Source organism: Mesorhizobium sp. WSM4849, from assembly GCF_055811385.1.
On record NZ_JBVVPW010000011.1, the window covers coordinates 60,288 to 72,085 of the forward strand.

10 protein-coding genes are annotated in these 11,798 nt (G+C 61.1%); 5 read left to right on the plus strand and 5 right to left on the minus strand.

The genetic code is table 11. The features are described 5' to 3' along the window. Positions 1–230 precede the first annotated feature (230 nt). The gene (locus AC0L3L_RS14230; protein ID WP_473638047.1) at positions 231–1,019 is read left to right on the plus strand and encodes a DUF899 domain-containing protein; all 789 of its coding nucleotides are present in this window, start codon (positions 231–233) and stop codon (positions 1,017–1,019) included. A gap of 301 nt (positions 1,020–1,320) precedes the next feature. Here AC0L3L_RS14230 and AC0L3L_RS14235 read toward each other — a convergent pair whose 3' ends face one another. From AC0L3L_RS14235 to AC0L3L_RS14245, 3 genes are all read right to left on the minus strand, one after another. Then, positions 1,321–2,532 (minus strand): ZIP family metal transporter, encoded by a 1,212-nt coding sequence (locus tag AC0L3L_RS14235; protein WP_473638048.1) that lies wholly within the window; start codon positions 2,530–2,532, stop codon positions 1,321–1,323. Then, positions 2,529–3,656 (minus strand): multicopper oxidase domain-containing protein, encoded by a 1,128-nt coding sequence (locus tag AC0L3L_RS14240; RefSeq protein WP_473638049.1) that lies wholly within the window; start codon positions 3,654–3,656, stop codon positions 2,529–2,531. The genes AC0L3L_RS14235 and AC0L3L_RS14240 overlap by 4 nt, the downstream gene beginning before the upstream one ends. A 413-nt stretch (positions 3,657–4,069) precedes the next feature. Further along, entirely contained in the window at positions 4,070–6,091 is a 2,022-nt protein-coding gene (locus AC0L3L_RS14245) for a putative bifunctional diguanylate cyclase/phosphodiesterase (RefSeq protein WP_473527665.1), read from the minus strand. Between the two features lie 286 nt (positions 6,092–6,377). On the opposite strand from AC0L3L_RS14245, the gene AC0L3L_RS14250 reads away from it, so the two are divergent. Beyond that, complete coding sequence (locus AC0L3L_RS14250) at positions 6,378–7,412, plus strand: class I SAM-dependent methyltransferase (RefSeq protein ID WP_473638050.1); 1,035 nt, start codon at positions 6,378–6,380, stop codon at positions 7,410–7,412. A 203-nt stretch (positions 7,413–7,615) separates the two neighbouring features. On the opposite strand, the gene AC0L3L_RS14255 is transcribed toward AC0L3L_RS14250, so the two are convergent. Then, positions 7,616–8,536, minus strand: a complete 921-nt coding sequence (locus AC0L3L_RS14255; protein ID WP_473638051.1) for a sugar kinase — start codon at positions 8,534–8,536, stop codon at positions 7,616–7,618. 209 nt (positions 8,537–8,745) lie between these two features. Here AC0L3L_RS14255 and AC0L3L_RS14260 point away from each other — a divergent pair, with 209 nt between their 5' ends. From AC0L3L_RS14260 to AC0L3L_RS14270, 3 genes are all read left to right on the plus strand, one after another. Next, the gene (locus tag AC0L3L_RS14260; protein WP_473486627.1) at positions 8,746–9,195 is read left to right on the plus strand and encodes a FixH family protein; all 450 of its coding nucleotides are present in this window, start codon (positions 8,746–8,748) and stop codon (positions 9,193–9,195) included. A 13-nt stretch (positions 9,196–9,208) separates the two neighbouring features. Beyond that, a complete protein-coding gene (locus tag AC0L3L_RS14265) occupies positions 9,209–10,411 on the plus strand; it encodes a cytochrome-c peroxidase (RefSeq protein ID WP_473638052.1) in 1,203 nt (400 codons plus the stop codon). Positions 10,412–10,555: 144 nt separating this feature from the next. After that, positions 10,556–11,287, plus strand: a complete 732-nt coding sequence (locus tag AC0L3L_RS14270; RefSeq protein WP_473638053.1) for a cysteine hydrolase family protein — start codon at positions 10,556–10,558, stop codon at positions 11,285–11,287. A gap of 21 nt (positions 11,288–11,308) precedes the next feature. On the opposite strand, the gene AC0L3L_RS14275 is transcribed toward AC0L3L_RS14270, so the two are convergent. Continuing rightward, positions 11,309–11,761, minus strand: coding sequence for an Lrp/AsnC family transcriptional regulator (locus AC0L3L_RS14275; RefSeq protein ID WP_123150538.1), 453 nt, complete (start codon positions 11,759–11,761; stop codon positions 11,309–11,311). Positions 11,762–11,798 lie beyond the last annotated feature (37 nt).

Genomic DNA, 11,798 nt, shown 5'->3' on the forward strand with positions numbered 1-11,798 from the left:
GCCGTCGCGCAACGCCACGCGGCTCAACGCGCCGAGGGGATCACCCGCTTCGGGCGCACGCCGCGGCTGTAATCGGCGACTCCATCGCAATAGCGTCACACTTGTTACTCCCACTGTTCGCTTTCCGGTGCCAAACTATCTTATGCCCAGCAACGAGCGATGAGCAGCGAATGAACCGCGCTTCAGCCATGAGGCGCGGGAATTCGCCCAGATCAGGAGGTATCAAAGCCATGACTTCATCAGCCGAGAGCCGACGGAAAAGCGGACAGCCTGCCATGCGCACACCACCGGTCGTGTCGCCGCAGGCGTGGGAGGCGGCCCGCGAGCAGCTGCTCGTGAAGGAAAAGGCCCAGACCCGCGCCCGTGACGCGCTGGCCGCCGAGCGGCGGCGGATGCCGTGGATGGCGGTGGAGAAGACCTATGCTTTCGAAGGGCCTGACGGAACGGCCAGCCTGCTCGACCTGTTCGACGGCCGACGTCAGCTGATCGTCTACCGCGCCTTCTTCGAGCCGGGAGTGTTCGGCTGGCCCGACCACGCCTGCCGCGGCTGCTCCTTGGTGGCCGACCAGGTCGCCCACGTCGCCCACCTGAACGCCCGTGACACCACCCTTGTCTTCGTCTCGCGTGCGCCTCAGGCTGATATCGCGCGGCTGAAGGCGCGGATGGGCTGGGAGATGCCGTGGTACACGCTCACCGACAGCTTCGACGCCGACTTCGGCGTGGACGAGTGGCACGGCCACAACGTGTTCATCCGCGACGGCGACCGCGTGTTCCGCACCTATTTCATCAACAACCGCGGCGACGAGCAGATGGGGAGCACCTGGAACTATCTCGACATCACCCCGCTGGGCCGGCAGGAGGTCTGGGAGGACTCGCCCGAGGGCTATCCCCAGACCCCGACCTACAAGTGGTGGAACTGGCACGACAGCTACGCCGCGGATCCAGCGGCCGACAAGAAGTGGGCCGAGGTGTCGGACGCCGGAGAGGCGGCGTTCCGGGAGGCGAGCACGAAGCAATGAGCCAGACGTGGTCCGGTGGGTCCGACGGGCGACGACGGTCGGTCTGAGGGCCCCGATCGACCGTAGCGCGAAGCGCTGAGACGAAGAGCGGTCGCGAATGTCCGGAACCGGCGCTCTGTGCCCGCTGATCGGATTCAAATGGCAAGGTGCAAGGTTGTCGGTGGTTTGACGCCGGGTAGCCGGGACGACGCACGTTGGACCCAAGCCGACCTTTTTCAACTGCCGCAACCGATCTCCGCGCCCGCAGTTCACAGGCGACAATCCGGCAGGAGCGACCGGGCAAAGCTGTCGCCGCGGCAGATCAGACTTTGACGAGCATAGCGGTCACATACATGAACGAAACGCCTGCGGCCAATCCCGCCATCGTGGCTGGCGCTGTAAGCGCCGCAGGGCCTCTCCCGTCCGACCTCATCAGGTACGCAGTGACCTCGATGATGACCTGCAGAATGGCTCCCGCTCCGACCGCGAGAGCCAGCGCCGACCACTGCGGCGCATAGGCCAGGCTTCCGATCCAAAGTCCGATGACGGCGGGACCGCCCGCCAGAAGCGCCAAGCCGACGAAGGTCCACAGAGACGGGCGCTTTTTCAGCATCGGCGCGGAAATGCCGATGCCTTCGGTGATGTTGTGCAGCATGAAGCCCAACACCAGAAAAGTGCCCAATCCGGCCGCGCCTGCCGCGAACGCAGCGCCGATGGCCAGCCCCTCGCCAAGATTGTGCAGGCCGATTCCAAGCGCGATAAAGGTGGCCAGCGCAAGTCCGGTCGGCACTCCGTCCCGGCGGCCGGCCGCCATCAGCAGGAGGAAACTCGCAGCGGCTGCGAGGACGACCATCGCCTGTCCCTGGAATATTGCGGCGGACTCGGCCGCCAGTTCGAAAGCTTCAGCCGTGGCGTCGACTAACAGGAACGCCAGCAGGCCGACAGTCAGGGCGAGCAGGAAATTCATGCCGTTGCGGCCGACTCCGCGCAGCGCTGGAAAAAACATCATTCCGATGGCGACTGGAACAAGGCCGACAAACACGCCTAGCAGCGCCTGGGAGGCGAGGCTCCTTGCATCCCGCGTCGGGGTAGGCACGGCGACCGTGATCTCGTGCCCGAACGTCGCTCCGGTGTTGGTGACGATGTTGATGGCATGCGCCTCCCCCAGCACCCAGGGGAAGGGCAGGTGGATCCATGCCGTAGCGCCGCGGGCGAGCGGTCCTGCGGGTTCCTGCGTGAACTGCCAGTATGCGTCGTCAACCTGGACCTGGGCGATCGTCATCGGCTCCGAGCCGCCGGCGCGGACGAGGACGCGGATGCCGTCGGACGAAAGGATCGTCCGCTCGAAAGTCAGGCTCTCCACAGGCGGAGCGCCGTTCCCGAAGTTTCTGAGCGGGTCAGAGACCAGCAGCCAGGCGATCGCCAGGCCGAGGGCGGCAAGCGGCAGGATCAGCCACAGCAAAGCGGCGCGCGATTTTCCGGAGCCGACGGGAGCGGTCGGGTCGGCGGCGGCGATGTGCGAGACCTCGTTCATGCGACCGCCTCCACCACGTCGAACATGCCCGTCCAGCCGAGTTCGGTGAACTCCGACTGATGCGGGTGGAACATGTAGAGACCGGTCTCGTGATCCTTGTAGGTAAACTCGAGGATTCCGCGCTGCGCCTGCACCTGAGTGATCAAGTCGACCGTCCTCAAGGTCGGCGTGAGCGTCGTCCCCTGTTCGAAATAGTCGAAGAAGTTGGCGTGCAAGTGGAACGAGTTGATGGGATCGAACTCGACGACATTGGCCAGATAGATGCGGACTGGGCGGTTGCGGACGATCCTGATCGGCCGCTTCATGTAGGCGTGTGCGACGGTATTCACCGCATAGACTTCGTTCCCGTTGTCGAAGTTGGTGTCGAAGCCGTTCATCACCATGGCGAATTCCTGCCATTCGGCGTTCTCGGGCGTGCCGAGCAAGCGGGAACGGGCGACATCGGCAAGCTCCGGATGGCGGGCCGGATCCGGGTCGATGACGAAAAGGCCGTACATGCCCTTGTGGATATGCCGCTTCAGGGGCAGCGCATGGCAGTGATAGAGATGGCAGCCGAAGGGCCTGGCATCGAACTCGTAGACGAATTCTTCTCCCGGACCGATCAAGCCTGCACCGGGGACGCCGTCCATCCTTGCGGCATGGATGCCGTGGAAGTGCATGGAGTGGGGATGCGAGCCGGAGTTGCGGAAGACCATCCGCAGGTGCTCGCCTTCGGTCGCCCTGAGCGCAGGCCCGGGCACCCGCCCGTTGTAGGTCCAGGCCGGGAACATGATCCCCGGCGCGATTTCGATTTCTTTGTCGACCGCCTCGATCTCGAAAGTCCGAAGGATTCGTCCGTCGGGAAGCGTCGACACCGAGCCCGTTTCCCAGTCCGTCACGATCCGGGAAGGATCGAAACCGTTGCGCTCGTTGTCCACGTCTCCGACGGTGATCATCGATCCGTGGGCGGCCAAATGCGCTTGAGGCGGTTCAGCGCCCGCGGCCGACGTGGCCCCATGGCCGGAATGGACCGATTGGCCAGCCGCCGTTCCCGCTATCGCCGAGCCTCCGGCCGCCGCCAGGCCGCCCCACAGCAGCCCACGCCTGCTGATCTTTTCGCGGAACCACATGCTGACCTCGGACATAATCGCCACCACAAATGCAAATGAGAATGATTTGCATTAGCACCAATCGGATTGTTTCGCAATCGAACTGCATCTATTCGGGGAGGGGCCGTCGGCAAATTGATGTGGTGCGAATTTGCTCCTTACAAGCAACCAACGGGAACAACCACTTCGCATCGCGACTCACAATCATGCTTCTGTTGCGAAGTCGACCGCTGGCCACGTTGAGCAAAGCACTAAGACGGACCTGGAACGACGGCTTCTCCACGAACTGTCGACATTGAATGAGAGGGTCAGCAACGACCGCTAATGGCGCCCTGTGCTCGTTCCCGCCGGCCGATTTCAAACGGCAAGATTCTCGGCCAGCCGCTGGATCATCTGCAGAGGGAGCGCGGGGTGATCGCTTGCAGGAGCGCAGATCGCTCCGCCGCTGTTCATGCGGACTTAACGACCGAAAATGGGCGTTTGTAGGTGATCGGTCTCGCCCGGAAACTGGCGGCGGGAGCAGGGCGGCCGACGTGGAAGCCCTGGATTTTATCTATGTCAAATTCGCGTAGAAGGGCCATCTGCTCGTCGGTTTCGACCCCTTCGACCAGGATTTTATGGCCGCGATTTCGGACCAGCGCAATAATGTCTTGCAGCATCGCCTTGCCCCTCGGGGTGCCGCAGTCATGGAGAAACGAGCGGTCGACCTTCACCGTATCGAAATCGATGAGACGAAGCCACGACAGGCCAGCGAAGCCGGTCCCGAAGTCATCAAGCCATATCCTGATCCCCAGCAGCTTCAGGTCGCTGATGCAGCGAAGAATGCCGGAGTGCATCTCCATCTCCAGCCCTTCGGTGATTTCGAGGGCGAGCCTGCTGCCGGCTACGCCAGTCTCGCTCAAAATGGTCGCAACAGAAGCCGCGAAGCCGGGCGTCTTGAGCTGAATCGGAGAGACGTTGACGCTGACGACACGGACGTGATCGTCCGCCAGAAGCTCAGTGCATACTGTCCTTATTGCCCAGCGCCCGAGCGCCAGGACCGCACCAGTTCGTTCCGCGACGGGAATGAATAGGCTCGGCGGAACCGATGTACCGTCCAGCATTTTAAGGCGCATCAGAGCCTCGACGGCTTCAACTCGGCCCGACGCGATATTCTGGATAGGCTGGTAAACGAGTGAAACGAGATCCTGGCCGATCGCGATCTTCAGCAAAGCCGCAATATTCTCGCTCTCGTCGCTGCTCTGGGGATCGTTTGGATCGAACAGCCAGGTACAATTTCGACCGCCTGCTTTTGCCAGATAGAGCGCGCGATCGGCCTCGTGGATGATTTTTTCCAGCTTGGCGCCAATCTGCGGCCTGGTGACTGCAGCGCCAACGCTCACCGTCACAACCGAGATACCGTCTCTGCGCTGCTCGTGGGGAAGCGCGAGGTTCTCCACCGTGCTTCGAATGGCTTCGGCAATATCCGCGACCTGTTCTCTTTTCTCCATGCGAGCCAGGACAATGAATTCCTCACCGCCGTAGCGGCCGATTGAGCCATTGTACTGCTTAATCATCTCGGCAAGGGCATTGGCGACAAGAATCAGGCAGCGGTCGCCTTCTTGATGTCCGTAATAGTCATTGAACCTTTTGAAGAAGTCCACGTCGATGAGGATCGCCACAAAACTTCTGCCAGACCTTTGCCAGTCGCTCCAGTAGTCCCGCAGCTTCTCGTCAATCGCCCGCCGATTCTCCAGACCCGTAAGCGGATCGGTTCTCGACAGATTCAACAGCGCCTGTCCGCGCTCGGTGGCCTCCTTGTGCTGGATTTTGGCTTCAAGGGCATTCAGGAAGACGTTGTAGCGTTCCTCGTTCAGCTTCCAGTTTACGTAAGACGTAAATGTGAAGCATGAAATGTAGAAAGCTCCAAATACCATTTTGTACATTAATGTAGACGGCACAAAATAGTTTACGACATACAATATTACCAAAATTATTGCAGAAGTTACAATAGACAGGCTGAATTTAAACGTGAAGAAGAGATTGGCGCTCATCATGAAGATGGTGCCAAAGACCATATAATACGAGACGCTTTCCTTGTCCGCACCCATGACCGCTGGGCACAGCCACCCAACATAGCCAAAGATGATGGCTCCAGCGCAAGTCACGTCAATCCATTCCGTTCCGACTCCCTGGCGAAGTTGTGCTTCCAGGATCGAGAGTGCAGTCACTCCGACCGCGAAGCGTGCCGTGATCGTATAGAGTGCCACGTCCGGAATCAGCAGCAGATCCGTTGCCGAAAACAGCAGATAGATGGCAACGGCGATCCAAAGCCCTGGCCTGGCGTCCATTCTTCGCTTCGCTTGGCCTTCCTCTCGGTAGAGGTTGCGGAGCTCGTCGGACCGCGGCTCGTAGCGCGGTTCGAACGGTTCCGCATGGGCTATATCGGCCAATGCGGATGACGCGCATTCGTTCGTCACCACAAACCCCATTTGAACGGGGCTTTGTATTCCGAACTCATTTCTAGCTTCTGCCCCCAATGCCGGCCGACTCCTCGGGCGCGACAGCGATTGCGGCGCCTCGCAACAATATGCAGTCGCGCAAATAGGTTTTCGTTAACTCGTATCCGGAATCCGACCCGCAAGGCGTCCAAAGAACCAGCATGGTTGGCGGGAAATTAACGACATCGCTAAAATGCTGGAGATGTGGCTTGGCAAAGATAAAATTTTACGCAATATCTAGCTAATATCTAGTTAATTGTAACTATGGAGTTATGTGGTGGCAACCATCCTCGATGGCAAAAGTCTGATTACTGCCGAGATGATCGCCGCCAGTCTCCCTCGAAGAAAGCTCGAGCCTCACAGCGAAGCGTTCGAAACCGCTCGCGTAGAGCTTGCGCTCATTCTCCACACGACGCACCAGCAAGTCGAGCAACGAAAGGACCCCGCGGAGATCATTCGCCGTCTGATGTCGTATCTCGAAGCAATGCGTTCCAAGGTTCATCCTGAAGTTTGGCAAGCATTGATACCGGTAGTGCGGAATCACCCGGTCCTGGAGTACTTTCTTGAGGATCCGCTTACGCGGTGGTCCCATGACAAGCCCAGAGGTTATTCTGGCGACGCGCAGTTGCTCGACTACATCTATTGTGATCCGCACGTGGCCGAGAGCGTGGCAAACGCCTCGGAAATCGGCAAGGCGCTCTATAGCCATACCAAGGATGTACCGTCGTGCGTCGCGGCCCGGGAACGACGCGATCTTTTAACCCGATATGTCGATGAGATTGCGACCAGGAATGGACCAGAAGCCGAGGTCCTGGCGATTGCGGCCGGCCATTTAAGGGAGGCCAATCGCTCGACCGCCTTGCAGGAGGGCCGTCTCAAGCGCTGGGTTGCGCTCGATCAGGATCCTCAGAGCGTTGGATTGATCACGCGCGACTTCCAGGGCACCGCGGTAGAGGCCATCGACGGTTCGGTACGAACCGTGCTCATGCGGGGTCACAAGCTTGGCAAGTTCGACTTCATCTACGCCTCCGGCCTCTACGACTACCTTGCGCACAACGTCGCCGTGAAGCTCACGAAAACCTGCCTGCAGATGTTGAAGCCGAACGGGACGTTCCTTTTCGCGAACTATGCAGAGGGCAACCCTGACGCCGGCTACCGGGAGACGTTCATGAACTGGGTGTTGCTGCTGCGGTCGGAAGTCGATATGTGGAACATCATCAACGCCAGCGTCGACCGCAACACCGTCGAGGCGCAGGTGTTCTTTGGCGAGAACCGCAACGTCCTGTACGGCGTCATTGAAAAGCGCGGATAGCGATCGCCTTTGGCTGCAAGCTTGTCAGCCGTTGGCGGCAGCCAGTCTGATTGCGTTTTGATCCTAAAGCGTGTCGCGTTTGAATGGATTCATGCAACGCGCTTTAGTTCTTGTTTTTATGCATGTCGTTATCGCAAAACCGCTGCGCACCCTCGGGTCGGGCCCTGGGTCGGGCCCGAGGGCAAGCTTTTGCGCGACATGCATTAATCTTCGAACGCCGCCCTTAACGTCTCGAATGGCGCCAGCGCGCCGCGCACCTGGACGACGGCTGCGGCGACGCGATGCGCGCGCAGCACCGCCTCGGTCGGGAGATGGCCGGCAAGCCGGGCGGCGAGATAGGCGCCATTGAAGGAATCGCCGGCGCCGGTCGTGTCGACGGGGGCGGCGACATGCACGGCCGGAACGGGTTGCGGGGTCCCGTTTGCGGCGATCAGCGCCGGCTCCTCGCCGTTCTTGACGACGACTTCGCCGACCAGCTTGCCCAGCCGTTGCGCGGTTGCTTGCGGCGCTGCGTCGCCGAACAGCATCTGCTCGTCGGGAAAGGTCGGCAGCGCGATGTCGGTGACTGCGAGGGCATCGAGGATCGCGGTCTGCGCTTCCTCGCGCCGGCGCCACAACCGCGGCCGGTAGTTGGGATCGAAGGCGACAAGCGAACCGGCGGCGCGCGCCTTGGCCACCGCGGTCAGCAGCGTGTTGCGCGCGGCGTCATCCAGAATTGCCAAAGTGATTCCGGAAAAATAAACAAGCGACTGATTTTCAAGGCTTTTCGCCAAGGCAGCCGCGTCGGAGGCAAGCTGCCTTGCGGCCGCATCGCCGCGCCAGTAGGTGAAGGAGCGTTCGGCGCCGGTCAGTGTGATCGCATAGAGGCCGGGCCGTGCGCCTGTTATGATCGGGCTGGCGCCGATGCCGATGCCGTTTTGCGCAAAGAAACCGATCTGGTCGCGCGAGAACGGGTCGTCGCCGAAAGCCGACACATAGGTCGCCGGCCGGTCGCCGCTCAGCGCATGCAGCGCCCACAGCGTATTGAACGTGTCGCCGGCAAAACCCATGCGCCAGTTCGGCCCCGCCTGGCCTGAAAGTTCGAGCATGCATTCACCGATCGAGGCGACGCCGTTTCCTGTCATGGATCTCTCTCCTGGTGCATGTCGCCCAAAGCTTGCGCAGCGGTTTTGGGATAACGACATGCACAAAACCAAGACCCGGTGCTGTAGCTTTTTGTGAGCGGCAGCGCCATGCTTGGCCATGGTGGATTTTTGCGCCAGCGGCGTTTTCTCATGCGGACGGCGGGACGCAAGCTGCGCAGCGAGACGTTATCTCCGGAAGAGGAAACGGTTTGGCATCGTTATGGCGTTATGTTCTGGCAGGTCTTGGTCTGGCTGCCTTGCTGGCCGGCATTCTCGCCGCCGTCTTTCTGACCGCGCCGCAAGCGCCCCGGCTTGCCGGTTCCGAAATTGGCCACTCGAAAAGGACGGCGAACGGATTGTTCGTGGCCAGTTTCGAACCGGAGCGGGGCGTTGTCCGTCAAGGCGAACTGCAATCCTGGCTGCTGACCCTCAAGACAGGTGCGGGAACCCCGGTGGAGGGCGCTGCGATCACGATTTCCGGCGGCATGCCGCAGCACAGGCACGGTCTGCCGACCAGCCCGCATGCGACCGATTATCTGGGCGATGGCCGCTATCGCATCGGCGGGGTGAAATTCACAATGAGCGGATTGTGGCAACTGCATTTCGCCATTTCCGCGGCGGCCGGATCCGACACGGTGGTCTTCAATGTGTTGCTCTGAGCGCTGGAGCAAGATGAGCCGCTTTTCGCGACTTTTTGCGCTGCTGGCGATGGCTCTGCTTGCCGGCTGCGGCAAGCCTGAGTTTTCCGATGCCGAAAAGAAGACCATCGCCTCGCTGGCGCTGTCAGCGCTGCCGCCGCTGAAGATCGACACCACCAATCGCTTCGCCGATGTGCCGGCCGCCGCCGCGCTCGGCGCGACACTGTTCTTCGACGTCGGGCTGAGCGGCGACGGCAAGGTTTCCTGCTCGACCTGCCACAAGATCGACCGGCAGTTCCAGGACGATCTGCCGCGAGCGGTTGGTGTCGGCCGCACCAACCGGCGCACCATGCCGCTGGCCAGCGTTGCGCATGACGCATGGTTCTTCTGGGACGGGCGGCGCGACAGTCTCTGGGCGCAGGCGCTGGCGCCGCTGGAAAATCCGCTGGAGCAGGCCGGCAACCGCGCCGCCTACGCGCACTATATCAAGGCGCGATTCGGCGAGCGCTACGAGCGCATCTTCGGGCCGCTGCCCGATCTTTCAAATGTGCCGGCCAATGCCAGTCCGCTCGGCAGCGATGCCGAGAAGGCTGCCTGGAATGCCATGTCCGATGCGCAAGCCGAGGACGTCAACCGCGTCTTCGCCAATATCGGCAAGGCGATCGCCGCCTTCGAGCGATCGATCGCGCCACCGCAGACGCGCTTCGACCGGTTCGCCGCCGCTTTGGATACCGGTATACAGGCGCCGCAGGGCGACGATGCCTTGTCGCCCGAAGAAATCCTCGGGCTAAAACTGTTCATCGGCAAGGCCAATTGCGTGACGTGCCATACCGGGCCGCGTTTCACCGACGGCGGTTTTCACAGCACCGGCGTGCCGCCGGTGGCGAATCTGCCGCCGGATCGCGGCCGCATAGACGCGGTGGCGCAGGTCGAGGCCGATCCGTTCAACTGTTTCGGCGCGTTTCGCGATGGCGACGCCAGCGCCTGTGGCGAGCTGCGCTTCATGGTCAAGGCCGGACCGGAACTCGTCCGCGCCTACAAGACGCCGTCGCTGCGCGGCGCCGCCACCCGTGCGCCCTACATGCATGCCGGGCAATTTTCCTCGCTCGAGGAGGTGGTGGCGCATTATTCGAAAGCGCCGGCCAGTGTCGAGGGTGTATCCGAGGTCCACCCGCTGCAGCTTTCGAACCGCGAGCTCGCGGCGCTGGTGGCGTTTTTGAAGACGCTGGCGGAGTGACGTTGGGTTTGTTTTCGACAAGAGCGGACCACTGTCTGGGCCGCCAAGCACCGATGTAGCCCCCTTTTGTTGACACAATGCAGGGTCGCTGATCATGATAACCAAGGCGCAAAGTGCGACACCTCAGGCTGTGGGAGGATAAAAATGCAGCCATTTGTCATCGACGCAAAGCCTCAACCTGTTTCAATTGATCCGGCCAAGACTGCAGTTCTCGTCGTGGACATGCAGAATGACTTCGGCTCGAAAGGCGGGATGTTCGACAGAGCCGGCATCGATATCTCCGGGATTCAACGGGCTGTCGGCCCTACTGCAAGCGTAATAGCGGCCGCTCGCAAATTGAGACTGCCCATCATCTATCTGAAGATGGGGTATCATTCCGACCTTTCGGATCTCGGGACATCGGATAGTCCCAATCGTCTCCGACATCTCCAGATCTTTGGGGTCGGTGAGAGCATGACAGCGCCGGACGGCAGCGAGAGCCGGATTCTGATCCGCGACACCTGGGGAACGGATATCGTCAGCGACCTAAAGCCGGAGGCGGGGGATGTTGTCCTCTACAAAACCCGGTTCAGCGGCTTCTACGAGACCGAACTCGATGCTGTTCTGAAGACCGCAGGCATCAAACAGCTGATCGTGACAGGATGCACGACCAGCGTGTGTGTGGAGTCGACAATTCGGGACGCCTTTTTCAGGGACTATCACTGCATCCTGCTGACGGATTGCACGAGCGAGCCCATCGCGTTGGACTCCCCAAGGAGCAACCATGACGCCTCGATTACGCTCGTGCAGATACTCTTTGGATGGACATCGACGTCCGACCATTTCCTGAGGGCAATCGAGGGGCAGATTCAGGAGCGTCTTGAACGAGCCGGATGAACTGACGAGCTCGGTGAATGCCTACCGATCCTTCACCGTCTCCATCGCCACGAAGGTCGAGGTCTGGGCGACGTGGGGCAGGGCCGAGATGCGCTCGCCGAGCACGCGGCGGTAGGCGGCGATGTCGGTGGTGCGGACTTTCAGGAGATAGTCGAAGCTCGACGCCATCATGTGGCATTGCTCGATCTCCGGCACCGTTTGCACGGCGCGGTTGAAGGCGTCGAGCGCGGCCGAGCGGGTGTCGGACAATTTCACCTGGACGAAGGCGACATGGCCTTCGCCCATGCGCTCGCGATCGATGATCGCCTGGTAGCCGCGGATGATACCGTCCTTTTCCAGCCGCTTGACCCGCGCCTGCACCGGCGTCTTCGACAGGCCGACCTTGGCCGCGAGTTCCGACATGGAAAGCCGGCCGTCGCTGCCCAGCGCCGACAGGATGTTCCTGTCGATGCGGTCCAATTGGTCTTCGTTCATCGATTCTGTGGTCAAGTTGGGGGAAAATCCGGCCCAT

What these genes read in the sequence shown, in the direction of transcription:
- AC0L3L_RS14230 (WP_473638047.1), top strand. Translation starts at nt 231, where the DNA reads ATGACTTCATCAGCCGAGAGCCGACGGAAAAGCGGACAGCCTGCCATG.
- AC0L3L_RS14235 (WP_473638048.1), bottom strand. Translation starts at nt 2,532, where the DNA reads ATGAACGAGGTCTCGCACATCGCCGCCGCCGACCCGACCGCTCCCGTC.
- AC0L3L_RS14240 (WP_473638049.1), bottom strand. Translation starts at nt 3,656, where the DNA reads ATGTCCGAGGTCAGCATGTGGTTCCGCGAAAAGATCAGCAGGCGTGGG.
- AC0L3L_RS14245 (WP_473527665.1), bottom strand. Translation starts at nt 6,091, where the DNA reads ATGGGGTTTGTGGTGACGAACGAATGCGCGTCATCCGCATTGGCCGAT.
- AC0L3L_RS14255 (WP_473638051.1), bottom strand. Translation starts at nt 8,536, where the DNA reads ATGACAGGAAACGGCGTCGCCTCGATCGGTGAATGCATGCTCGAACTT.
- AC0L3L_RS14265 (WP_473638052.1), top strand. Translation starts at nt 9,209, where the DNA reads ATGAGCCGCTTTTCGCGACTTTTTGCGCTGCTGGCGATGGCTCTGCTT.
- AC0L3L_RS14270 (WP_473638053.1), top strand. Translation starts at nt 10,556, where the DNA reads ATGCAGCCATTTGTCATCGACGCAAAGCCTCAACCTGTTTCAATTGAT.
- AC0L3L_RS14275 (WP_123150538.1), bottom strand. Translation starts at nt 11,761, where the DNA reads ATGAACGAAGACCAATTGGACCGCATCGACAGGAACATCCTGTCGGCG.